24 protein-coding genes are annotated in these 24,584 nt (G+C 43.7%); 11 read left to right on the plus strand and 13 right to left on the minus strand.

Annotated features, from left to right (window positions below; translation table 11 throughout):
• Positions 1-37 precede the first annotated feature (37 nt).
• The 4 genes from cysD to MS_RS05740 form a co-directional block, all read right to left on the minus strand.
• The gene (gene cysD, locus MS_RS05725) at positions 38-964 is read right to left on the minus strand and encodes a sulfate adenylyltransferase subunit CysD (RefSeq protein WP_011200426.1); all 927 of its coding nucleotides are present in this window, start codon (positions 962-964) and stop codon (positions 38-40) included.
• A 91-nt stretch (positions 965-1,055) separates the two neighbouring features.
• On the minus strand, positions 1,056-1,787 hold the full coding sequence (locus MS_RS05730) for a phosphoadenylyl-sulfate reductase (protein ID WP_011200427.1): 732 nt from the start codon (positions 1,785-1,787) through the stop codon (positions 1,056-1,058).
• A 41-nt stretch (positions 1,788-1,828) separates the two neighbouring features.
• Positions 1,829-3,259, minus strand: a complete 1,431-nt coding sequence (cysG, locus tag MS_RS05735; RefSeq protein WP_041639772.1) for a siroheme synthase CysG — start codon at positions 3,257-3,259, stop codon at positions 1,829-1,831.
• A complete protein-coding gene (locus tag MS_RS05740; RefSeq protein ID WP_041639774.1) occupies positions 3,259-4,281 on the minus strand; it encodes a sulfate ABC transporter substrate-binding protein in 1,023 nt (340 codons plus the stop codon). Before MS_RS05740 ends, cysG begins: the two co-directional genes overlap by 1 nt.
• Positions 4,282-4,551: 270 nt before the next feature.
• On the opposite strand from MS_RS05740, the gene cysT reads away from it, so the two are divergent.
• The 3 genes from cysT to MS_RS05755 are packed head-to-tail and all read left to right on the plus strand — an operon-like array spanning position 4,552 to position 7,283.
• Positions 4,552-5,373: a sulfate ABC transporter permease subunit CysT gene (gene cysT, locus MS_RS05745; protein ID WP_041639776.1), complete on the plus strand. Its 822-nt coding sequence runs from the start codon at positions 4,552-4,554 to the stop codon at positions 5,371-5,373.
• Position 5,374: 1 nt separating this feature from the next.
• The gene (gene cysW, locus MS_RS05750; RefSeq protein WP_011200434.1) at positions 5,375-6,193 is read left to right on the plus strand and encodes a sulfate ABC transporter permease subunit CysW; all 819 of its coding nucleotides are present in this window, start codon (positions 5,375-5,377) and stop codon (positions 6,191-6,193) included.
• A 13-nt stretch (positions 6,194-6,206) separates the two neighbouring features.
• The gene (locus MS_RS05755) at positions 6,207-7,283 is read left to right on the plus strand and encodes a sulfate/molybdate ABC transporter ATP-binding protein (RefSeq protein ID WP_011200435.1); all 1,077 of its coding nucleotides are present in this window, start codon (positions 6,207-6,209) and stop codon (positions 7,281-7,283) included.
• A gap of 103 nt (positions 7,284-7,386) precedes the next feature.
• Here MS_RS05755 and hldE read toward each other — a convergent pair whose 3' ends face one another.
• Positions 7,387-8,817, minus strand: a complete 1,431-nt coding sequence (hldE, locus tag MS_RS05760) for a bifunctional D-glycero-beta-D-manno-heptose-7-phosphate kinase/D-glycero-beta-D-manno-heptose 1-phosphate adenylyltransferase HldE (protein ID WP_011200436.1) — start codon at positions 8,815-8,817, stop codon at positions 7,387-7,389.
• 143 nt (positions 8,818-8,960) lie between these two features.
• On the opposite strand from hldE, the gene MS_RS05765 reads away from it, so the two are divergent.
• A complete protein-coding gene (locus MS_RS05765) occupies positions 8,961-9,899 on the plus strand; it encodes a Kdo(2)-lipid IV(A) acyltransferase (protein WP_011200437.1) in 939 nt (312 codons plus the stop codon).
• Between the two features lie 139 nt (positions 9,900-10,038).
• Here MS_RS05765 and smrB read toward each other — a convergent pair whose 3' ends face one another.
• The gene (gene smrB / locus MS_RS05770) at positions 10,039-10,545 is read right to left on the minus strand and encodes an endonuclease SmrB (protein ID WP_011200438.1); all 507 of its coding nucleotides are present in this window, start codon (positions 10,543-10,545) and stop codon (positions 10,039-10,041) included.
• A 112-nt stretch (positions 10,546-10,657) separates the two neighbouring features.
• Between smrB and prmB the strand changes: the two genes are divergently transcribed.
• Complete coding sequence (gene prmB / locus MS_RS05775; protein ID WP_041639777.1) at positions 10,658-11,611, plus strand: 50S ribosomal protein L3 N(5)-glutamine methyltransferase; 954 nt, start codon at positions 10,658-10,660, stop codon at positions 11,609-11,611.
• Between the two features lie 61 nt (positions 11,612-11,672).
• On the opposite strand, the gene mdh is transcribed toward prmB, so the two are convergent.
• Positions 11,673-12,611, minus strand: a complete 939-nt coding sequence (gene mdh / locus MS_RS05780; RefSeq protein ID WP_011200440.1) for a malate dehydrogenase — start codon at positions 12,609-12,611, stop codon at positions 11,673-11,675.
• A gap of 244 nt (positions 12,612-12,855) precedes the next feature.
• Between mdh and argR the strand changes: the two genes are divergently transcribed.
• Positions 12,856-13,323 carry a transcriptional regulator ArgR gene (argR, locus tag MS_RS05785; protein ID WP_011200441.1) on the plus strand — a complete coding sequence of 156 codons (468 nt, stop codon included), beginning with the start codon at positions 12,856-12,858 and terminating at the stop codon, positions 13,321-13,323.
• Positions 13,324-13,325: 2 nt separating this feature from the next.
• Positions 13,326-14,222 carry a TIGR01777 family oxidoreductase gene (locus MS_RS05790; protein ID WP_011200442.1) on the plus strand — a complete coding sequence of 299 codons (897 nt, stop codon included), beginning with the start codon at positions 13,326-13,328 and terminating at the stop codon, positions 14,220-14,222.
• 64 nt (positions 14,223-14,286) lie between these two features.
• On the opposite strand, the gene MS_RS05795 is transcribed toward MS_RS05790, so the two are convergent.
• The 3 genes from MS_RS05795 to MS_RS05805 are packed head-to-tail and all read right to left on the minus strand — an operon-like array spanning position 14,287 to position 16,764.
• The gene (locus tag MS_RS05795) at positions 14,287-15,642 is read right to left on the minus strand and encodes an anti-phage deoxyguanosine triphosphatase (protein WP_011200443.1); all 1,356 of its coding nucleotides are present in this window, start codon (positions 15,640-15,642) and stop codon (positions 14,287-14,289) included.
• Between the two features lie 7 nt (positions 15,643-15,649).
• On the minus strand, positions 15,650-16,333 hold the full coding sequence (locus tag MS_RS05800) for a CidB/LrgB family autolysis modulator (RefSeq protein ID WP_011200444.1): 684 nt from the start codon (positions 16,331-16,333) through the stop codon (positions 15,650-15,652).
• A complete protein-coding gene (locus MS_RS05805; RefSeq protein ID WP_011200445.1) occupies positions 16,330-16,764 on the minus strand; it encodes a CidA/LrgA family protein in 435 nt (144 codons plus the stop codon). Before MS_RS05805 ends, MS_RS05800 begins: the two co-directional genes overlap by 4 nt.
• Before the next feature lie 151 nt (positions 16,765-16,915).
• Between MS_RS05805 and MS_RS05810 the strand changes: the two genes are divergently transcribed.
• From MS_RS05810 to MS_RS05820, 3 genes are read left to right on the plus strand one after another with little or no spacing between them, the layout of a single operon-like run.
• Positions 16,916-17,437, plus strand: a complete 522-nt coding sequence (locus MS_RS05810; RefSeq protein WP_011200446.1) for a thermonuclease family protein — start codon at positions 16,916-16,918, stop codon at positions 17,435-17,437.
• Positions 17,437-18,636: a cysteine desulfurase gene (locus tag MS_RS05815; protein WP_011200447.1), complete on the plus strand. Its 1,200-nt coding sequence runs from the start codon at positions 17,437-17,439 to the stop codon at positions 18,634-18,636. The genes MS_RS05810 and MS_RS05815 overlap by 1 nt, the downstream gene beginning before the upstream one ends.
• Positions 18,637-19,023, plus strand: coding sequence for a SufE family protein (locus MS_RS05820; RefSeq protein WP_011200448.1), 387 nt, complete (start codon positions 18,637-18,639; stop codon positions 19,021-19,023).
• A 78-nt stretch (positions 19,024-19,101) separates the two neighbouring features.
• On the opposite strand, the gene MS_RS05825 is transcribed toward MS_RS05820, so the two are convergent.
• From MS_RS05825 to MS_RS05835, 3 genes are read right to left on the minus strand one after another with little or no spacing between them, the layout of a single operon-like run.
• Entirely contained in the window at positions 19,102-19,851 is a 750-nt protein-coding gene (locus tag MS_RS05825; RefSeq protein ID WP_011200449.1) for an amino acid ABC transporter ATP-binding protein, read from the minus strand.
• A 1-nt stretch (position 19,852) separates the two neighbouring features.
• Complete coding sequence (locus MS_RS05830; protein WP_011200450.1) at positions 19,853-20,569, minus strand: amino acid ABC transporter permease; 717 nt, start codon at positions 20,567-20,569, stop codon at positions 19,853-19,855.
• On the minus strand, positions 20,559-21,347 hold the full coding sequence (locus MS_RS05835; protein WP_011200451.1) for an amino acid ABC transporter substrate-binding protein: 789 nt from the start codon (positions 21,345-21,347) through the stop codon (positions 20,559-20,561). The genes MS_RS05830 and MS_RS05835 overlap by 11 nt, the downstream gene beginning before the upstream one ends.
• A 246-nt stretch (positions 21,348-21,593) precedes the next feature.
• On the opposite strand from MS_RS05835, the gene glnE reads away from it, so the two are divergent.
• Complete coding sequence (gene glnE, locus MS_RS05840) at positions 21,594-24,539, plus strand: bifunctional [glutamate--ammonia ligase]-adenylyl-L-tyrosine phosphorylase/[glutamate--ammonia-ligase] adenylyltransferase (protein WP_011200452.1); 2,946 nt, start codon at positions 21,594-21,596, stop codon at positions 24,537-24,539.
• Positions 24,540-24,584: the final 45 nt, after the last annotated feature.

Genomic DNA, 24,584 nt, shown 5'->3' on the forward strand with positions numbered 1-24,584 from the left:
GGTTACTTTCTTTGCACAAGCAAAGAAAGTGACAAAATCAAAAATAACCCTGCTTTTTGCGTTGTTCCATGGCGGCTTCACTGGTGCGATCGTCCATGCGGGTTGCGCTGCGTTCCGAAATCTCGGTTACCGCCGTTTCTTTAATAATCTCCGCCGGAGTTGCCGCCGTACTGGCCACCGGGCAGGTGCAGCTGATATCTCCAACGGTGCGGAAACGTACGGAGACCACTTTGCTTTCGTCGCCCGGTTGTTTCGGCGTAATCGGTGTAACCGGTACTAACAAACCGTTGCGTTCCACTACTTCACGTTGGTGAGCGTAATAAATCGGCGGCAATTCTAATTTTTCCCGTTCGATATATTGCCAGATGTCCAGTTCCGTCCAGTTGGAAATCGGGAATACCCGCATATTTTCGCCTTTATGCAATTTGCCGTTATACAGCGACCATAATTCCGGACGTTGCGCTTTCGGATCCCATTGACCGAATTCATCACGGAAAGAAAAAATACGTTCTTTAGCGCGGGCTTTTTCTTCGTCGCGACGGGCACCGCCCATTAAGGCGTCAAAACCGTTGGCTTCAATAGTTTCAAGCAGCGTGACCGCCTGTGCCGCATTGCGGGAATCCGTTTCTTTGCGTAACACTACGGTGCCTTTGGCAATGGAATCTTCAACATGGCCGACAACCAAACGTGCATTCAGTTTTTTCACCTGCTCGTCACGGAATTGAATCACTTCCGGGTAGTTATGACCGGTGTCGATATGTACTAACGGAAACGGAAGGACCAAATCCCGTCCTTCTAATTGGAAGGCTTTACGAGCTAAGGCAAGTAAAACCACAGAATCCTTCCCGCCGGAGAAAAGTAATGCGGGATGACTACATTCGGCGACCACTTCGCGAATAATATAAATGGATTCCGCCTCAAGCCAGTCCAGGTGGCCGTTTTCAATTTGATTTTGTGTTGTCATTTATTTCTTCCTTTGTAGAGTGCGCCCATCGGCTCACCGCCTATTAATATAAAATTTTCCCATGGCGGGCGTCTTAAGCCCAGCCGACGGCTTATTTATGCAAACCGCATTCCTTGCTGTCTTTGTTTTCCCACCACCAGCGACCGGCACGGATGTCTTCGCCGGCTTTCACTTGTTTAGTGCAAGGCTCACAACCGATACTCGGATAGCCCTGTTTGTACAGTTCGTTATAAGGAATGTCATATTTCAGGATATAGGCCCACACATCCATTTCATGCCAGTCAAAAATCGGGTTATATTTGTCAATGCCACGGCTTTGATCCCATTCATGAAATTCAAGTTCGGTACGGGTGACCGACTGCTCTCTGCGCTGCCCTGTCAGCCAGGCATCCGCATCGGCTAACGCCCGGTTTAACGGCTCGATTTTACGGATAAAACAACATTCGCGGCGTAATTCCACGCTTTCATAAAAGGCAAATCTGCCTTTTTCGCGATCATATTTTTCCGCGGCGATAGGATTAGGACGGAATAATCGAAAATCCAAATCGGGATACGTCTTTTTCACCGTATCCGCCAAAGCCAGCGTTTCAGGATTTAAACGTCCGGTTTCCAAGGTGAATACCGTAATCTTTGCCTTGCTTTTAGCGATAACATCGGTAATCACCATGTCTTCCACGGCTAAACTGCTGGCAAATTTGGCATGTTGATGCCGATTGGCAATTTCATGAATACGCTGTGCCAGAAGCTGTTCTTTTTCAGCCAGCGCGGCGAAATCCGTTGCTGTCGGCTGAGGAATCTGCCAAAAATTCGGTTTAATAATCATTGTTTTCCCACTTTTAAATTAAATTTATCCGTCAGCTTACCCTAAGCTACTCGCTCAATACGCAGGCTGTCCAAGGTAAAGTGCGGTCGTTTTTGCGCGAATTTATCTTCACCGAACCAGGCTAATTTTTCATGTAACGACACCACTTCACCCACCACAATTAAAGCCGGAGTCGGCGCTTTTTCCGCCAGTTCCGCCAGATTTTTCAGGGTGCCTATTTGCGTGTGCTGGGTTTCCTGCGTACCTTGCGAAATTACGGCAACGGGCGTTGAAGCGGCTCTGCCGTATTGCTGCAAACTTTGCGCAATGGTTGCCGCTTTTAAGGTACCCATATAAATCACTAATGTCTGATTACTGCGGGCGAGAGTCTGCCATTCTATATCCGAGGCATCGGCTTTGCGGTGCCCGGTGACGAAAACCGCACTTTGCGCATAATCCCGATGGGTCAACGGAATGCCCGCATAGGCGGTGGCGCCAATTGCCGCCGTAATGCCCGGCACGACGGAAAACGGAATACCTTGTTGCGCCAGTACTTCCAACTCTTCACCGCCGCGGCCGAACACAAAAGGATCGCCGCCTTTCAACCGCACCACACGTTTACCCTGCAGGGCAAGATCCGCTAAAAGCTGATTGGTTTCTTGCTGCGCCACCTGACGCCCCTGCGCCCGTTTGCCAACAAAGATCAATTCCGCATCACGACGTACCAAATCCAGAATTTCGGCGGAAACCAAAGCGTCATATAACACCACATCCGCCTGCTGGATTTCCTGCAAGCCTTTCAGCGTCAATAACCCCGCATCACCCGGCCCGGCACCCACTAAGGAAACCGAACCGCCTTGATAATCTTTGGTCAGTTGTAATTCCAATTCTTTTTTCGCCGCTTCAATCTGACGGTTTTTTAATAGCCGGCTGAATCTGCCGTTGAACAAACTTTCCCAAAAGCGACGACGTTCGGTAATTGTTTTTAATTGTTGTTTTACTTTGTGCCGCCATTTGCCGGAAATATCCGCCATCACACCCAAATGTTGCGGTAATAAGGCTTCCAGTTTTTCACGTAATAAGCGGGCAAGTACCGGTGCCGCGCCGCCGCTTGAAACGGCGACCTGGATCGGGCTGCGATCGATAATGGAAGGAAAAATAAAGGAGCAACGCGCTTGATCATCAACCACATTAACCAGTTTTTGCCGGCTTTCCGCCACCTGGAAAACCTGTTCGTTAAGTTGTTCGTCATCTGTCGCCGCCACCACTAAAAATACGTTGCGAATCTGTTCGCCGTGGAATTCTTTGGCAATCCAGATAATGCGATCCTGCTCGACAAGTGCGGTCAATTCCGCGTTTAATTTTTGTGCCGTAATGCGCACTTCCGCATTGGCTTTAAGCAGCAAGTTCACTTTACGCGCGGCAATCGTACCGCCGCCTACCACCAGCACCGGACGGTTATTTAAATCGGCGAAAACGGGAAAGTAATTCATCATTTATCCTTATGCTGAGCAGCAATGTAAAGTTGATCGAATAATGCGTTGTCGGCAAAATGGGTTTGATTGATTATGGCCCAATCGCCAAACACTTGGTTCACATCAAAGCTATTCACCGGCGGAAAAAGTGCGGTGGATTTTTGTAAAATTTTTTCATTGGTCGGGCGAAAATGATGTTTTACCGCCAATTCCTGCGCCGCTTCCGACCATAGATTGCGTAAATAGGCTTGCGCTTGTTCGTGCGTACCGTTAATTTTTGTGTTGGCGTTAACTTCCGCCACATAAACCGGGGTATAAGCGGTATAACTCGGATAAATCACGCTAAAGCTATTCTCACCCAGCGCTTTTGCCGCCAGCGCCGCTTCGTTTTCCGGTGCAATCAACACATCGCCTAAATTACGCTGAGTGAAGGAAATGCTCGCCCCCCGCGCACCGCTTTCCAGCACCGGCACACGGGCTAATATTTTTTTCATAAAAGCTTGCGCTTGTTGCTCATCGCCCTGTGCTTTGGCGTAAGCATAAGCGGATAAATAGGCAAACCGTCCGTTAGCCGAGGTTTTCGGATTGGCAAAAATAACGGATACGTCATCACGAATTAAATCATGCCAGTCATGAATATTTTTCGGATTGCCTTTTTTCACCAGAAATACCATCACCGAACCGAAAGGGACGCTATGGTTTGGCAAGGCTTGCTGCCAGTGGCTATCCACCAATCCTTTTTTAACTAAGATATCTACATCGCTACTTTGCGTGAGCGTCACCACATCCGCCGGTAAACCGCTCGCCACACTCAACGTTTGCTTGCTTGCGCCGCCGTGAGATTGGGAAATCATTAAGTCTTGCCCCTGTTGCGCTTTATAGGCCTGACGAAATTCGAGGTTATATTCTTTATAAAAATCACGAATTACATCATAAGCGACATTAAGCAATACGGTTTTCCGCGCTTGTTGTTCGTGAGTTTTCAACCAGATTCCAGCCGAGATAAGCGCAATAAGAAAAATAACAATCCATTTTTTCATTTTGCTCTCCTAATATTCGGTGCAACCGAGGTGAAATTCATAACAACAAATACCCGTTCAATCGGTACGGCTAAATTTATAAAACAAAATTTATTCGTTCGAAAATAACAAAAATGAATTTCTTATAACCAAAAGAAATATTCCACCTTAATTTAATCGTTTAAATATTCATAAAAGTTATAAGAAATAATTTTTTGTTCTTTGCATTGAAGGAAAAGTGCGGTTATTTTTTTGAAAAATTTTGTCTGGATATGAATCACGGGAGCAAAAATGAGACAGGTATTGCCGGGCTTTAGACGAGGATTAACTGTCACGATCTTATGGCTGACCTCCATGATCGTGCTGCCTTTAATCTTATTGGTTATCACCGCGTTGCAGCTCAAGGGTACGGAAATTTGGCAAATCATTACCAGCACACGCGTTATTTCCTCCATTCTGCTTTCTTTTAAAATGGCGTTGGCGGCAACGGTGGTTAACATCATTTTCGGTTTTTTATTAGCCTGGATTCTTGTTCGCTACAATTTTCGGGGAAAATCGCTGGTGAATGCGTTTATTGACCTGCCTTTCGCCCTGCCGACGGCGGTGGCGGGAATTGCCCTTGCCTCTCTCTACGCGCCGACAGGTTTAATCGGCGGCATTCTAGCCAAAGCGGGCGTTCAAATCGCCTATACGCCGAGCGGCATTGCTATCGCCCTGATTTTTGTCAGCCTGCCTTTCGTAGTAAGGGCTATCCAACCCGTACTCGCCAATTTTGACCCGAGTTTTGAGGAAGCGGCCCATATTTTAGGCGCATCAAAATGGACGACGCTAACCAAGGTGATTATTCCCGCCCTGCTGCCCGCCATTATCGGCGGCGCCGGCATGGGCTTTGCCCGTTCGCTGGGCGAATACGGTTCCGTGATTTTTATCGCCGGTAACGTACCTTTGGTCTCCGAAATCGCGCCGTTGATTATTATGTCGAAACTGGATCTTTATGATGTACAGGGGGCATCGGTTGTAGCGTTACTAATGATTTTAATTTCATTTATTTTGATTTTTCTAGTCAACTGGCTGCAATGGGCAATCAATAAACGCATAACACAGGTGAAATAAAATGGAAAAAACGGATTGGCAAAAATGGGGATTAATCAGCGTCGGGCTATTATTCTTCACAATTATTTTATTATTTCCGCTGTTGACGGTGTTCTATTACGCCTTGGAACAAGGTATTGATTTATTTATCAAATCAATTCAGGAGGAAGAGGCTCAAGCGGCAATTTGGCTGACCGTTAAAGTAGCGTTAATCGTGCTGCCGATTAATATTTTTATCGGCGTGGTAATGGCCTGGACAATTGCTTACTTTAATTTTAAAGGTAAGAGTTTTTTAACCGCACTTTTAGATTTGCCTTTTTCCGTTTCACCCGTTGTGGTCGGCTTAATGTTTTTGCTGATGTTCGGTATCGACAGTTTCTTCGGACAATGGCTTGCGACGCATCAGATTCGCGTTATTTTTGCCCTGCCCGGCATTGTGTTGGCGACCTTATTTGTGACGTTTCCGCTGATTGTCAAATCCCTGATCCCGACGATGAATGCGCAAGGTAACAGTGAAGAACAGGCGGCATTAATTCTCGGTGCAAACAGTTGGACATTGTTCCGCAAGATTACTTTTCCCAAAATTAAATGGGCGTTAATTTACGGCGTTATTTTAAGCAATGCGCGCGCGATGGGCGAGTTTGGCGCGGTAAGTGTGGTTTCCGGGCATATCCGCGGGCTGACTAATACCATCCCCCTTTATGTGGAAATAAGCTACAACGAATACCAGTTTGTCGCCGCCTTTGCCTGCGCCAGCTTGTTGGCTTTACTGGCAATATTTACTCTTGGTTTGCAAAATACGCTGACTTGGTTACAGAAACGAAAATTCAACCGACATTAAACAGGAAACCACCATGTCCATAAAAATTGAAAATTTAGAAAAACATTTTGGCAGTTTCCATGCCTTGAAAAATATTAATTTACAATTCAAACAAAACCAGCTAACGGCGCTTTTAGGCCCCAGCGGTTGCGGAAAAACCACCCTTTTGCGCATCATCGCGGGACTTGAATTTGCAGATTCCGGCAAAATTTTATTTGAACATCGGGATGTCACGGATTTATCGGCAAAGGATCGCGGCGTGGGATTTGTGTTTCAACATTATGCGCTGTTTCAAAATATGACGGTTTATGACAACGTTGCCTTCGGTTTACGGGTAAAACCGCGTAAAGAACGTCCGAGCAAGGAAGAAATTCAGCAAAAAGTGACCGCACTTTTAAAACTGGTAAAACTGGATTGGCTGGCAAATGCTTACCCTAATCAGTTGTCAGGCGGACAACGGCAACGTATCGCGTTAGCTCGCTCCCTTGCGGTGCAACCCAAAGTATTATTACTGGACGAACCTTTCGGCGCCTTAGATGCGCAGGTACGCAAAGAATTACGCCGCTGGTTGCGCGATCTGCATCAGGAATTGAATGTGACCAGTATTTTTGTCACCCATGATCAGGATGAAGCGCTGGATGTCTCCGATCGTATCGTGGTAATGAATCAGGGGCAAATTGAACAAATCGACGAACCGAATCAAATTTACCATGCTCCGCAAACGCCTTTCGTCACCCAGTTTGTGGGTGATGTGAATGTTTTTCACGGGCATATTGATGAAGGTAATCTGGTCATTGGCGAGTTCAGCCACAAAATTGATCCGGCAACCAACACTACACAACCGGTAAATAATCAATCGGCGACCGCCTATATTCGTCCCTATGAACTCACCATATCAAGACATGCCGACAACGCCCTCGCTACCGGTAAAATCACCCATATTAATGCGATTGGTTTTATTGTACGTATCGAAATCGAGAGTGCGCAAAGTGATCAGCCGATTGAAGTAATTCTGACGAAAGCCGCTTATAGCCAGTCTCAATATAAGGTAAACGAACAGATTTACCTCGTACCGGACAAACTCAATCTGTTCCAGCAGATGAACATCTAGAATAAAAAGTGCGGTCGAAAAAACAAAATTTTTTGAATGGCGGACTTCAGCCGGACGCCATATCCGGCGTCCGCTCAATTATCCGTTAAATAAGAAAATATTCTTAATCCTTCAATTCACGGATTTTTTGAATTACATTGCTGGTTGAACAACCGTTCTCGAAGTTTAAGACCTTAACATCGCCGCCGTTTGCCCAAACTTCTTTTGAGCCGGCAATATCTTCCGGTTTATAATCACCACCCTTCACCAATAAATCAGGCAAAACTTCACCTATTAAACGCTGAGGCGTATCTTCATCAAATGCCACCAGCCAGTCGACCGATGAAAGCCCGGCAAGTACCGCCATTCTTGACGGTAAATCGTTAATCGGTCTCGTCTCGCCTTTCAGACGTTTAACGGAATCATCCGTGTTGACGGCGACAATCAGACGATCGCCGAGTTTACGCGCATTTTCCAGATAAGAAACATGTCCGGGATGTAAAATATCGAAACAACCGTTAGTCATCACGATTTTTTCCCCGCGGGCTTTAGCTAATTGAACGGCAACTTTAAGCTCATCTTCGTTCATAATGCCGAAACCGGTTGAAGATCTGCCATGAATGGCATTTTCCAATTCGATGGTGGAAACCGTTGAAGTCCCCAGTTTACCGACCACAATACCGGCGGCGACATTAGATAAGAAACAAGCTTCTTCAAAAGAACGTCCGTCGGCAAGGGCTGTGGCTAATACGCTGATTACCGTATCGCCGGCGCCGGTCACATCAAAAACTTCTTTGGCTTCTGTCGGTAAGTGATAAGCTTCCTGTCCCGGTCGTAATAACGTCATTCCTTTTTCCGAGCGGGTAACCAATAAAGCGCTTAATTCAATATCGGCAATAAGCTTGAGGCCTTTTTCGATAATGTCTTCTTCGGTATCACATTTCCCTACGACAGCTTCAAATTCAGACATATTCGGTGTTAATAATGTCGCACCGCGATAACGTTCAAAATCCGTGCCTTTCGGATCAATCAATACCGGTACTTTGGCTTTACGGGCAATCTGGATCATCTGTTGCACATCATTTAAAGTTCCTTTGCCGTAATCGGAAAGGATTAACGCACCAAAATTTTTAACCGCATTTTCAAGTTTTGTCAGCAGTTCGGTACTTTGTACGTTTTTAAAATCCTCTTCAAAATCAAGGCGTAACAATTGTTGATGACGGGAAAGAATACGCAGTTTTGTAATTGTCGGGTGAGTAGCTAACCGCACAAAATCACAATCAATTTTTTGTGTTTGCAACAACGTCGTTAGTGCTTTTCCCGTTTCATCCAACCCGGTTAAGCCGAGTAGTTGAACCGGCACATTTAGCGAGGCAATATTCATCGCCACGTTTGCCGCTCCGCCGGCACGTTCTTCATTTTCCTGAACTCGCACAACCGGCACCGGTGCTTCCGGTGATATACGATTTGTCGCACCAAACCAATAGCGATCTAACATTACATCGCCTAAAACCAGTACTTTCGCTTGATTAAATTGAGCCGAATATTGAGCCATATTGAATCCTATGCATATTTATTTGTTATAAAACAGAAATTTTGCAGATTTTACCACAGTCCCGACTTGATTGGCTTAAAATTTAAGTAAATTTCCGTTAAACTAACAAACAAGTTTTATCATGTTATATTTCATTCTCTGTTATGGCAAAAAATAATACTCCTATATTTCAAAAATCTTTTTTAGCCCCCAAGTACTGGCCGTTTTGGCTTGCTGTCGGCATTTTCCGTCTGATTCTTTTATTGCCTTACCCTCTTTTATGTAAAATCGGTCTGGGTTTGGGAAAATTATTTTCTAAACTGAGTGTCGGTAAACGCAGATCTCAAATCGTGCGCCGTAATCTGCAGCTTTGCTTTCCAAACTGGAATGAAGAAAAAATTGAATCAACTTTACAAGCCAATCTGGAGTCTGTAGGTATGGCAATTATCGAAACCGGTATGGCGTGGTTCTGGTCGGATAAGCGTATTGCCAAATGGAGCAAAATTGAAGGTATCGAATATCTCAAAAATAATGCTAAAGACGGGATTATTTTAGTCGGTGTGCATTTTCTTACGCTGGAACTTGGCGCTCGTATAATAGGTTTGCAACATCCGGGGATCGGTGTTTATCGCCCGAATGACAATCCGATTATGGATTGGTTGCAGTATCGCGGTCGTATTCGTTCCAACAAAGATTTATTAGATCGCAAGGATCTGCGCAGCATGATTAAAGCCTTGCGCACCGGCAATACTATTTGGTATGCGCCTGATCATGACTACGGCAGAAAAAATGCGGTTTTCGTACCGCTCTTTTCGGTACCTGACGCGGCAACAACCACAGGCAGCTATTATTTATTAAAATCCTCTCCGCTCAGTAAGGTAGTCCCTTTTGCACCGCTACGTAATACGGACGGTTCCGGCTATACCGTGACTGTCGAACCTCCGGTAGATTTTACCGATATTTTGCATGATAAAGAGGCAATTGCCAAACGCATGAATAAAGTGGTGGAAAGAGAAATTATGCTTGGAGTGGAACAATATATGTGGTTACATCGCCGTTTTAAAACACGCCCTAACGAATCGGATAAAAGTTTATATGATTAAAACAGGATGTAAGCCGGACATAACGCTCGTTAAAATTGTATTAAGCTATCCATAAAATCATCTTTAAAATCAATATGGCGGACACCACACTCGGTGTCCGTTAAACATTTAGGCATTTATCAGTATCCGTATTGTCATTTTAAGAGTCAATCAACACTAAAATAGCCGCATCACCGCCCCACTCTTTCGGAGCCCGGTGTAACGCTCTTACGTTAGGGTGTTGCACCAACCAGCGGGGAATTTGCCGTTTTAACGTATAAGTGCCATATCCCGTCATAATACTTGCGCAATAAACATGTTCGTCAAGGCAAGCCTGAATCAGGCTTGCCAATTCCAGTTTTGCCTGCTCTTTGGTTAATCCGTGCAGATCTAAAAATAATTCGGGAGAAAAATCCCCTCGGCGCAATTGTTTAAGTAAATAGGTATCTTCTCCCTCACGTAAATATTTCACCGCATCTTCTTCATTCAGTAAGGGTTCGTATTCATCTGAAAAATAAAACAGCGTATCTGATTTTTCTCTAATTTCACGCTGTTCCGATTTCTTTTTTACATTTACTTTTTTCGGTGCTACAAATGTATTTTGTGCCAGTTTTTTTGCGCCTTTAATACTTTCGCGAAATAAATTTATATCTTCATCTTTTAACATTCTTCACCTCAAAATATAGCTATTTATCGTCATGATAGCATATAATATCGTAAAATTAATCTTGCATAGATATGTGCTCTATTCTCATATCTCATTTCATATAGGTATTATTATGACGTCTGTTACTTTCAATCAAGAATTAATTGATTTTATTCAAGCGGATGATATAACAAACAATCTTCATAGCATTAAAGATTATCTGCGTTGGACTTATAGCAATTTCAATCGTTCGGATATTTATTACGGCCACGGGCAAGACAATAGTTGGGATGAGTCAACTCAGCTCGTTTTATCTGGCTTAGATCTGCCGCTCGATCTTCCACAGGAATTATACAATGCCAATCTTACTCAAGCAGAAAAAGAAACGGTGATAAATTTAGTTATCAAGCGTTTGGCAAAGCGTTTACCCGTTGCTTATTTAACCAATTCCGCTTGGTTTTGCGGTTTGGAATTTTATGTGGATGAACGCGTTATCATTCCCCGTTCCCCAATCAGCGCATTAATTGAAAACCGCTTTCAAGGCATTATTGTCAAGGAACCTAAACGTATTTTAGATATGTGTACCGGTAGCGGCTGTATTGCCATTGCCTGTGCGGAACAATTTAAAGAAGCGGAAGTGGATGCGGTGGATCTTTCCATTGATGCGCTGAATGTGGCTGAAATCAATATTGATCGTTATAACCTCTCCGAGCGGGTTTTCCCGATACAATCGGATTTATTCGATAATGTGCCCGCAGATAAATACGACCTAATCGTATCTAATCCGCCTTATGTGGACCGAGAAGATCTTGCCGATATGCCGGAAGAATTTCATTACGAACCGGAAATGGCTTTAGGATCGGGTGTTGACGGTTTAACGATCACCAAACAAATTTTAGCAAATGCGGCAAACTATCTGAATGATGACGGCGTATTGGTTTGTGAGGTAGGAAACAGTATGATCCACCTGATAGAACAATACCCTGATGTGCCTTTCAATTGGGTGGAATTACGTAACGGCGGTGTAGGCGTATTTGTTTTAACTAAAGCACAGTTAATTGCATATCAAACCAAATTTACGGATTGATCCCAAACAAAAACGGCATATAAGAATTTATATGCCGTTTATTGATTAATAAGAAAGTAAATTAACCGTTAATAAAATCTTCACCTGACTTAATGTCACCTTGTAAAGTTTCTAACATAGCATTTAACGCTTTTTCTTCAAATGCACTTAATTTACCCAGGGTTAAGTATTCTTCAACACCTTCTGTACCTAAACGAACCGGTTGTGCAAAGAAACGGGCATATTTGCCGTCGCCTTCCACATAAGCGCATTCAACAACTTTCGCACCTTGCGAGGCTTTCACTAATGCTAATGCAAAACGTGCCGCCGCCTGCGCCATAGATAAGGTTGCAGAACCGCCGCCCGCTTTTGCTTCAACCACTTCCGTACCTGCATTTTGGATACGATGCGTTAAAGCAATGATTTCCTCTTCACTGCTCCATTCAACATTTTGAACTTGAGACAATAACGGAAGAATGGTTACACCCGAATGACCGCCGATAACAGGAATTGTAACCCGAGTAGGATCTAAGCCTTTTAATTCGGCGATAAAGGTTTCCGCTCGAAGAATATCTAAGGTAGTAATGCCGAATAATTTACGTTTGTCGTAAACACCCGCTTTTTTCAATACTTCGGCCGCAATGGCAACCATCGCATTAACCGGGTTGGTGATAATACCCACACAGGCTTTCGGGCATTGTTCCGCCACTTTTTCGGTCAGACTACGAATAATACCCGCATTAACACCGAATAAATCCGCACGTGTCATGCCCGGTTTACGTGCCACACCCGCAGAAATTAACACAATATCCGCCCCTTTTAATGCTTCTGAAGGATCCGTACCGGCAAAACCTTCAACCACAACATCTGTTGGGATATGGCTAAGATCTTTAGCAACACCCGGGGTGACGGGTGCGACATCATACAGAGATAAAGATGAACCAGCCGGTAATTGTAACTTTAATAATAAAGCCAACGCTTGACCAATGCCGCCTGCGGCACCTAGAACTGCAACTTTCATTTAAGACTCCTTAATGTGGAAATTTATAACTTGAAATTGGTAGAAAGTATAAAGACAGAATCACAAAATTACAAATACTTAGTCGCTATTTTCACGATCTAAAACAAATTTTTTGCTAATTTTTTTCGAAAACGAAAATAACTAAAAATAGTTATTACCGAATAAATCATATTTCTAAATTTTTATTGCATTTTTTTGAATTTTTATGCAAAATTTATGCAATTTGTGTTAATGGAAAATAAATATGGCAATAGAAAAAACGGATAATTTATTAACTGTATTTAAAGACTTACTTTCACAGGAACGTTTCGGTTCGCAAAGTGAGATTGTCAGTGCGTTGCAAGACTTGGGTTTCAGTAATATTAATCAATCCAAAGTCTCCCGGATGCTGACAAAATTCGGTGCGATCCGCACCCGTAATACCCGTATGGAAATGGTATATTGCCTGCCCAATGAATTAAGCGTGCCGAACACCAGCAGTCCGCTGAAAAATCTCGTGCTAGACATTGATCATAATGACTTTCTTATCGTGATCAAAACAAGCCCGGGCGCTGCACAACTTATCGCCCGGTTACTGGATTCCGTCGGCAAAACGGAAGGTATTTTAGGTACTATTGCGGGAGATGATACGATTTTTATCACACCGACGAAAGGAACGGGCATTAAAGAATTAATTAATACCATTCAACAACTTTTTGAGAATTCTTTATAAATATGAAGATACTGATTACCGGCGCAACAGGGTTAGTGGGAAAGGCTCTAACCCGACAATTACTCAAGCAATCTCATCAGATCACCGCCCTCACTCGCGCCGTTAATACCGCCCAAAAACTATTCCCCGAAGTTGATTGGGTTTCTTCTCTTTCTACTTATAAAAATCTGGATCAATTTGATGCGGTTGTTAATCTTGCCGGCGAACCTATTTTTGATAAAAAATGGACGGATGAACAAAAACTGCGGTTAAAAAACAGCAGAATTTTATTAACTCAACAACTAACGCAATTAATTAATCGGGGAAAACGCCCGCCGGTATTTATATCCGGTTCTGCATCAGGATTTTATGGCAATGCGGGAAGCCAATTATTAACAGAATCGGCTTTGCCCGCAACTTCATTTACAGCCGAACTCTGCCAGGCTTGGGAAGCTGCGGCACAACAAGCCGACACCCGGGTTTGCGTGATTCGCACCGGAATGGTGATGTCGCCCAGAGGCGGCGCGCTCGCCCGAATGTTACCGCTTTATCGTTTCGGATTAGCGGGGAAATTAGGCTCCGGACAGCAATTTATGCCTTGGATTGCCCTAAAAGACATGGTGCGAGGCATTATCTTTCTGATAAATAATCCCAACGCCGTCGGCGCGTTTAATTTTTCCTCACCGAATCCCGTAACCAATAAAGAATTTAACCGCTTATTAGGATCCAGACTAAAACGCCCTCACTTTTTTTCTGTCCCCGCTTGCATATTGCGGTTATTTTTGGGTGAACGCGCCTGTTTGTTGCTGGACAGCCAAAATGTTTATCCTAAAAAACTGCTGGACTTAGGTTATACGTTCCAATTCGAACATTTAGAGACTTATTTTTCGAAAACGCTCAAGCAAAAACGAAAAAAATAAACCGCACTTTTGACGGTTTCATCACAATTTAACGCCAAAAGTGCGGTCAGTTTTTGCCAATTTTTTACAATTGCTGATAAAGCCGTAAGGCATAAGCATCCGACATGCCGGCAATATAATCGCAAATAATTCTGTGTTTTCCTTCATCTGTGGCATTTTGCCAGCGTTTTACCGTATTTCTCGGTAAAAGCCGTTCGGGATCACTTTCGAAAATCTGGAACATTTCGGTCAATATGCGTTGACCTTTATATTCGATCCGTTGGGTTTCTACGTCTCGGATAACATACTTGAATACAAAACGCTTAAATACATTCAACGCGTCCAGTACTCCTTTTGGCAGTTCCGCATTATAACGTAGCAACGGTTCGGCAAAATCTGCGGTCATTTTCCAGCGAATATGGGTAATAAAATAATTAACTAACGCACCGATAGCATTCTTCCGCTGGTAATGCTGATCGGAAAATAATTTTTCGGTAATTTGTTCAATGTTAGACTGTATCCAGTTTGAACGACAGTTTTTCAGTTCAACCTCCGCCTCCTGCCATTGCTGACGGTTAACCAGCCCGACGACGACGGCATCTTCTAAATCATGCACCGCATAAGCAATGTCATCCGCAATTTCCATAATACTGCAATCCAATGACTTAAATTTGGTTTTCAGCATATCCGACGGCGATTGGCGCGGTTGCTGAAATTGCCCGAACAAGGTGCGGTCGGCGTCGCTCAAAGGCTGTAACAACCACTCAAACATAGGTAAATCATCATAAAATAATCCTTTGCCCGGTCGCCAATCGTTAATCTTTACATAACGGGGATCACCATTTGACTGTAAATCCGATTTTGCATAATCGGGCGAGGAAAGATCCAACAAAGTAGGATATTTTACCAACCCCAGAATAGTACGGCGGGTTAGATTCATGCCGGCGGAGAGCGTATAGGGTTCCAACTTGGTTACAATACGGAATGTCTGCGCGTTTCCTTCAAAACCATGATGTTCTCTCATCATATAATTAAGAGCAACTTCGCCGCCGTGCCCGAAAGGAGGGTGCCCGATATCATGGGCAAAACATAAACTTTCAATTAAATCGTTAGAAGGTAAAAGCGGTTTTAAACTTTGTTGCAATGCGGTTTTATCCGCATTCAGTTGCGCCGCCAAATGCTCAAAACTGTCGCCGAATTTCAGTTGCGCCACCAGACTATTACCAATTTGCGCCACCTCAAGAGAATGGGTTAAACGGGTACGATAAAAATCATTTTCACCTACTGCGTGAATCTGCGTTTTTGCCTGCAAGCAGCGAAATGCCGCACTATGCAAAATGCGCCCGCGATCGCGCCGATACGGCGGACGATGATCTTTCTCTCTCGGCTTATCCGTAATAAATCGTTGCTGCCAAATATTATTTAACTGTATTTTCTGCATTTATCCATCACATACAAAATGAAACGAGTTTAAACACTAAAGGTGCTAATAATGAACTAATAATCCCACATAAAACCAATGAGATCGAGCTATAATTTCCCGCTTTTGCATCCACTTCAAGACAGCTGACCGTTCCCAGCGCATGAGATACCGATCCCACGGCAAGCCCAATGGCTTCCGAGTTTTTTAATTGTAATTTTTTTAATACCAAATAACCAAAAACAGACCCCTGCAAACCGGCAACAACCACCCCTACCGCAGCCACTGCCGGCACGCCGCCGATATTTTGTGCAATCGCCATAGCAATCGGCGTAGTGACCGATTTTGGTAATACCGTCGCCACCACATCTGCTGAAGCACCCAAGGCTAAGGCTAATAATGCACCGCTAAACATTGATAACAAGGAGGCGGAAGTCACTATAAACAAGATGGCTTTCCAACGGACGGCAATTTGATGAAGCTGTTCATATAACGGCAATGCCAATGCCACTACACTGACACCAAGCAAATTATTCAAGGGTGCATTACCCGCCATATATTGATCATAAGGAATGTCTGCCGCCAGCAATACCGCAACTAAAATAATTACGGTTAAAACAAAACTATTTAACAAAACGGATTTAATCCGCTTAGTGATGAGTAACGCAATCATAAAAGCGGCAATAGTTAATAACGTATAAAAATAAATCATGATGCCTCTCCTTTATTGTTTACATTATTAATATCCCGTTTTTTAATCGCTTTTTTACGTAGCCGGGTAAAGGAATTTAACGAAAACAAATAATCCCCTAAAAAACCGATCACCAATAAAGTCACGCAGGTGCTGACTATATTAGGAATTAATAATGAACTTGCGTGAGAAACCAACAGATCGGAATATTTCATCACGCCGACGCTTACCGGCACAAACAGCACCGCCATGTAGCGGATTAATAACGAGGCTCCGAAGAAAACCCAATCGACTTTAATAATTTGCGTAGTCAGCCCGATAAAAAGAATCAGTAAACCGAATATACTGCCGGGAATACCGATGGGAATGAGCTTTGCAATCCCTTCGCCAATAAATAAAATCAAATATAAAATAATCAAAGATCGCACGAATAAAAATATTTTTTGTCTCATAACTATCTCTCTGTTATCCGAGTAAAAATAAAAAAATATAGCGCTGATAAATGCGTCGAAAAATAGGTTTCAAGTCTACTCTCATTTATTTCCTTTTGTTACCCTTTTTTGAGTAGAATATGCCGATTTAAATCAATATAACTGTAAAAACATGAAAAACATTCGCACTTTTATAAGTATCTTCTTAATTTTATTACCACTTTGGGCGCAGGCGCAGCGCGAAGTGAAATGTCGTGTAGTCCGGGTGTCCGACGGCGACAGCCTCACCTGTTTGGCGCGTAACAATAAGCAAATCAAAGTGCGCCTGCTGGACATTGACGCCCCCGAACGCCGTCAGCCCTTCGGCAATAAAGCCCGTCAGCAATTAGCCCAACTGATTTTTAAGCGGGAAATAACATTGCGTATTTCCGGTTATGATCGCTATAACCGAACACTTGCCACGGTTTTTAACGAAAAAAATGAAAATATCAACTTAAAAATGGTACAACTTGGTTTGGCATGGGCTTATAATCAGTATTCGGAAAATCCCGAGTACGGCAAGGCCGAGGCGTTGGCGAAAAAACGCAAAATCGGTTTATGGCGAGAAACAAATCCCATAGAACCAAGCCGCTATCGCCGGGAATTATACAAAAGAAATATTCAAAATAAAAAACAACGTACTGAGAAAAATTAATGTTCGACACTACCGGATTCCGTTCGCACTTCCCTTATTTTCAGCATCCCGACAGGGTCATATATTTAGATAACGCAGCAACCACTCTAAAACCGCAAAGTTTAATTGATGCGACGGTAAAATTTTATCAATCCGCCGGTTCCGTACACCGCAGCCAATATGATGAAGAACAAACGGCACTCTATGAGCAGGCTCGCTCACAAGTTCGTCAATTAATCAATGCGGAAAGTGACAAAGCAATTATCTGGACCTCCGGTACAACGCAAGCCATTAACACCGTGGCAAACGGATTAATTCCTTATATTCAGTCTGACGATGAAATCATTATCAGCGAGGCGGATCATCATGCCAATTTTGTGACCTGGTCGATGATTGCACAAAAGTGCGGTGCAAAATTGCGTATTTTACCGATTCAGGATAATTGGCTAATCGATGAAAACGCTCTTTTGGAAGCCTTAAACAAACGAACCAAAGTAGTGGTGCTCAATTTTGTATCTAACGTAACAGGCACGGAACAACCAGTCGAACATTTAATCCGCTTAATCCGCAAGCATAGTTCCGCTCTGGTTTCCGTCGATGCGGCGCAAGCAATCAGTCACGTTAAAATTGATTTGCGGAAACTGGATGCGGACTTTTTATCCTTTTCCGCCCATAAAATTTACGGTCCGAACGGATTAGGGGTTTTAAGCGGGAAATTAACCGCACTTGAACTGCTTCAGCCCTTAATTTACGGCGGGAAAATGGTTGATCGGGTATCAAAACAACAAATTAGTTTTGCCGAACTGCCCTACCGTTTAGAAGCCGGCACGCCGAATATTGCCGGTGTAATCGGCTTTAATGCCGTATTGTCATGGCTTAATCAATGGGATTTCGAACAGGCGGAACATCATGCGGTGCAGCTTGCCGAACAGACAAAAGTGCGGTTAAAAAATTACGAATTTTGTCAACTGTTTAATTCGCCGAAACCAAGTTCGGTTATCAGTTTTGTCTTTAAAAATATTGCCGGTTCCGATCTCGCAACATTACTGGCAGAACAGAATATCGCACTGCGTACCGGCGTTCACTGCGCCCAGCCTTATTTATCCCGGTTGGGACAACATTCAACCCTGAGATTAAGTTTTGCCCCTTACAATACGCAACAAGAGGTTGACGCCTTTTTCACCGCATTGGACAAAAGCCTTGCATTATTAGAGGAATAAATGAATTTACAGGAACAATTAAAAAACGCTAAAAATTGGGAAGAACGCTATCGGTTAATTATTCAGGCGGGCAAAAATATTACCAAGCCGACGGAACAGGAACTGGCGGAAATGCAACCCCTCTCGGGTTGTGAAGCACAGGTGTGGTTTAAAATTTCACAAAATTCCGACCGCACTTTACATTTTCAGGCTTATAGCGACGCCCGTATTATCAACGGATTATTATGGATTTTATCCCTCGCCGTTAACGGAAAACCGACGGAACAATGCCGCCGGTTCGATTTAACCTCTTATTATGCGGAATTAGGTATTGCGCAACGTTTAACTTCAACCCGTCTTAACGGTTTGAAACAAATTGAAGGCTGTATTCATCAAGCGGGAAATTAAGCAAGCGAAATTTGCTGATTTTTGACCGCACTTTTCAAATACAAAAAAAGAGATAGTTAAGACTATCTCTTTTGCATATTAGTGGGAACGCAAACGTTGTAAAAACGCTTTGGTTCGTTCATGTTGAGGATTATCGAATAATTGTTTAGGAGAGCCCTGTTCCACAATAACCCCGTCGTCCATCACAATCACTAAATCCGCCACATCTAACGCGAATTTAATTTCATGGGTGACAACCACCATCGTCCAGCCTTCTTTGGCAAGGCTTTTCATTGTATCCAACACATCTTGTACCAATTCCGGATCCAACGCCGAAGTAGGTTCGTCAAATAACATTAATTCCGGTTGTAACGCCAATGCGCGTGCGATGCCCACACGCTGTTGCTGACCGCCGGAAAGTTGGAACGGATAAAGATCCGCTTTATCGGCTAAACCGACTTTTGTCAGCAATGCTAAGGCTTCTTCACGGGCCTGCGCAACCTTTTTGCTCTGCACCCGCACCGGACCTTCCATCACATTTTCCAATGCGGTTTTATGGGGAAACAAATTATAGTTCTGGAACACCATCCCCGCTTTACGGCGCAGGGCCAAAATATCTTTTTTCGACGGTTTAGCGGCGAAATCAATCTTTAACGGCGCCGCATTATCAAACTCAATGGTGCCTTGCTCCGGCATTTCCAACGCATTTAAACAACGCAAAAAAGTGGTTTTGCCCGAACCGGAAGGTCCGAGAATAACCACCACTTCGCCTTTTGTAATGTCTAAATCAATACCGCGCAAAATCACGTTTTCACCAAAGGCTTTATGAATATTTTTTACTTTTATCATATTATCTCGCTACGTAACGCTCCATGCGTTTCTCAACCTTAGCCTGGATCACGAATAATACCCAACAGAAACACCAATAAATTAAACCCGCTTCAATATAAATCGGCAGGAAATCATAAGACATATTCGCCATTTGTTGAGCGACACGGAACATTTCCGTAACGGTAACCACCGAAGCCAAGGAAGTATCTTTAAACAAACCGATAAAGGTATTGCTTAACGGCGGAACCGCAACGCGAAAAGCCTGCGGAGCGATAATACGGCGAAATGTCTGCATATAGCTCATACCGATAGTATAGCCCGCTTCCCATTGACCTTTCGGTACGGAAGAAATCGCCGCACGTACGGTTTCGGAGGCATAAGCCCCGATATTCAATGAAAAACCGATAATTGCCGCAGGAATCGGATCAATAAAAATCCCCAGAGCGGGCAATCCGTAAAATACAACGGAAATCTGCACCAACATCGGCGTGCCGCGAATAATGGAGATATAAACTTTAACGATCACCAAAAATAAACGGTGGATTACCCCGTTAACCGGCGTAACCCGCACCAGCGCTACCGCAACGGCAATAATCATGCCGATTATAAAAGATGAAACGGCAAGCGGTATCGAAACCAATACCGCCGCTTCCACCATCGGCCAAAAAGCGCTAATGACCAAGTCCACGCGGGACTCGGTCATAAAAGGAATGGAAAGAAGGAGATTATTTAACACTGATATCTTTTCCGAAGAATTGTTCGCCTAATTTTTTCAACGTGCCGTCTTTTTGTAGCTCAATTACCGCCGCACTAATTTTTGCCAGCGCTTCGTCGTTACCTTTATTTACGATTAAACCTGAACCTAATTTTTCTTCAGCCGGTGCTTCCCAAGCTGATTTTAAACCCGAATTCGGATTTTTCTTCAAATAATCTAAAATCGCCAGACTATCGTTTAAGGTAAAATCGGCACGTTTTTGTTGAACGACTAATAATGATTGCGCTAAACCGTCAACCGGTACTATTTTCGCCTGTTTCTCTCTTGCTAATTCACCATAGTTACTGGTTAACGACTGCGCCGCTTTACGATCTTTAATATCGTCTAAAGTTTTAATGCTATCGTCATCCGCACGAACCGCCATCATGGCGCCGGACCAGCTATAAGGCTCGGATTTATCAAATGTCGCCTGACGTTCGGGTGTCGTTAACGCCACTTGGTTCGCCACAATATCAAAACGCCCCGCTTTCAGGCCCGCCATCATAGAATCCCATGCGGTTTCCTTAAATTCAACTTTCACGCCCAGTTTGTCGGCTACCGCCCGCGTTACTTCCACATCATAACCGGTTAATTTACCGCTGGCGTCATGATAAGTAAAAGGTGCGTAAGTCCCTTCCGTACCCACCGTAATGGTGCCTTTATTATTAATGCGATCTAATAAACTATCCGCTGCAACAGCTTGAGTTGTGGTTGCCACAGCAAACATGCCTGTCGCTAAAAGTACTAATTTTTTAAACATCATAAAGTTTCCTTATAAAAAAATGGAATTAATTAAAAACGGAGCTATTTTAAAAGCAGAAAAAACTTTGAGGAAATAACTAATAAGAATAAGTTATTATAAAAAAAGAATAGGATTTGTTTATCTTTTATAAGCGGTTTTATTGAAAAATCGGTAAAAATGCACCGCACTTTTCCATCAAGTTATTTGTCTGCCGCCATGATTCCGTTACAATACTTACTAATTCGTTTCGCCTAAGGATGTGTTATGACCATGCCGTTACCTTCTATTGAACAAACTCTGATTCAACTCGCCGATAATTTAATCACACATTTTCCGGAACAGTTTAACTCTCAAATTTATCAACAAATTCAAAAAGATATCAGTAACATTAAAACGCCGGTGGGCGCGTTAATGCGAGCGGTTTCAATGTCTGATTTTGTGACGGAAATTCTGCAAAAACAACCGCACTTTTTAGCCGAATGCTGGCATAAAACGCCTCAACTGGCGGATTGCGACAGTTATGCCGCCCGCCTGTCCGTTCAACTGGCTGACATTCGGGAAGAAACCGGCTTATACAAAACACTGCGTGATTTCCGCAATCAAGAAATGGCAAAACTAAGCATTTGCCAAAGTTTAAATTCAGCTACGGTAGAAGAAATTTTTATCCGTCTTTCACAACTGGCGGAAGCTTTGATTATCGGCGCGCGGGATTGGCTATATCAGCGTGCTTGCTTAGACTGGGGAACACCGACGGACAATCAGGGCAATGTACAACAGCTTTACATTCTCGGTATGGGAAAATTAGGCGGTTTTGAATTGAATTTTTCTTCGGATATTGACCTGATATTCACCTACCCGGCCAATGGTGAAACCGTCGGTAGCCGAAAACCTATTGATAACCAAAAATTCTTCACCCGGTTAGGACAACGGTTAATCAGCGCCCTTGACGAATTCACCGAAGACGGTTTTGTTTATCGCACGGACATGCGCTTGCGCCCCTTTGGCGACAGCGGCGCCTTAGCGTTGAGCTTTAATGCCATGGAATCCTATTATCAGGAACAAGGACGGGATTGGGAGCGTTACGCGATGATTAAAGGCAGAATCCTGGGAGCGGACGAACAGGATCCGAATGTGAAAACGCTACGCCAATTATTACGCCCTTTTATTTACCGCCGCTATATTGATTTCAGCGTTATTCAGTCGTTACGTGACATGAAAAGCAAAATTGAGCGTGAAGTTCTCCGTCGCGGCTTGGTCGATAACATCAAACTCGGCGCCGGCGGTATCCGCGAAATAGAATTTATCGTTCAGGTCTTCCAACTTATTCGCGGCGGGCGGGAAATCAGTTTGCAGCAGCATGAATTGCTGAAATTACTGCCTGAAATCGAAAAACTGAATTTAATTACCGCAGATCAACATCAGGATTTGTTACAAGCTTATTTGTTTTTACGCCGGGTGGAAAACGTACTACAAGCCATTAATGACAAACAAACTCAATTACTACCCGCTGATGAATTAAACCGATGCCGTTTAATTAGCGCTACCTGCGAATTTACTCAATGGGATAACAATCATCGGCCGCAAAAAATACAATATCCGATTCATGACTGGGAAAGCTTTTATCAGGTACTGCAACAACACCAACAAAAAGTGCGGTCGGTTTTTAATAATTTAATCGGATTTAATAATGAAAATGAGGCTGACGATTCGGACAATGCCTGGAGTGATTTTCTTGATGCGGATCTGGAACAGGGTGAAATCGCGGATATTCTTGCACAACAGGGGGTCAGCGAAGAAGAACGCGACGAGATTATCGGCAGACTGGAAGCTTTTCGTCATAGTGTCAGCCACCGTTCAATCGGGATCCGCGGGCGAGAAGTGCTGACTCAGCTTATGCCGCTCCTGTTGCTGCAAATTTTTTCCAACAAAAAATACCGCACTTTGCTGCCGAGAATGTTGAATATTGTCGAAAAGATTCTTACCAGAACCACTTATTTAGAACTGCTACTGGAAAATCCGCAGGCACTAACGCAATTGATCGAACTTTGTGCCAAATCACAGCTGATTGCCGAACAAGTGGCGCAACATCCTATTTTATTGGACGAATTATTGGATCGCGAGGCATTGCTTAATCCGCCTTCCTTTGAACAATATCCGGCGGAATTACAACAATATTTATTGCGTCTGCCTGAAGATGACGACGAACAATTTATTACCGCACTACGTCAATTCAAACAGGCGACGCTGTTGCGTATTGCCGCGGCGGACATTCTCGGCGCATTGCCGGTCATGAAAGTCAGTGATCACCTGACGTTCCTGGCGGAAACCATTTTGCATACGGTAGTCAACCTTGCATGGCAACAGATTACCGCCCGTTTCGGCAAACCCGAACATTTACAGAATAATGAAAAAGGATTTTTAGTGGCGGGCTATGGCAAACTTGGCGGTATTGAGCTGGGCTATCGTTCGGATTTGGATCTGGTTTTTCTCTGTGACGAAATCCATTCCGGTCAAACCGTCGGTGGCAAGAAAGTGATCGACAGTCACCAGTTTTATCTGCGGCTGGCTCAAAAAATTATCAGTATTTTCAGCATGACCACCAGCGCGGGAATTCTCTATGAAGTGGATTTGCGTTTACGCCCGTCCGGCGAAGCGGGGCCTTTATGTTGTTCATTCAAGGCTTTCGAAGATTATCAAATGAACGAAGCCTGGACATGGGAAAAACAATCGCTGGTTCGCAGCCGGGCGGTCTATGGCGAACCGGCATTGCGGGAAAAATTCGAATTAATACGAACCGGAATCCTCGCCTCACCCAGAGATTTAACCCAACTAAAAATTGACGTACGGGAAATGCGCGAAAAAATGTATCGGCATTTTGCCGGTGCCGACGACAATAAATTCAATATTAAAAAGGATCAGGGCGGCATTACGGACATTGAGTTTATCGCGCAATATCTGGTACTTGCCCATGCACCGGAAAATCCTAACTTAGCGTATTGGTCGGATAACGTGCGGATTTTTGACATTATGGCGGAACATGGAATTATTACACTTAACGAAGCCGAAAAGCTGAAAAATTGCTATACGGGCTTACGCAACCAAATTCATCACCTGAATCTGCTGGGCGAACCGCCAATTGTATCAAAAGAAGAATTTGCCGATGAGCGCCGGTTCATTCATCAAATCTGGCAAAAATTATTTTTTGAGTAGTTAAAAGTGCGGTCGGTTTTGTCGGATTTTTAATAAAAAAGGGTT

Origin of the sequence: [Mannheimia] succiniciproducens MBEL55E (assembly GCF_000007745.1) — a bacterium.
In the GTDB taxonomy this organism is placed as follows: Bacteria; Pseudomonadota; Gammaproteobacteria; order Enterobacterales; family Pasteurellaceae; genus Basfia; species Basfia succiniciproducens.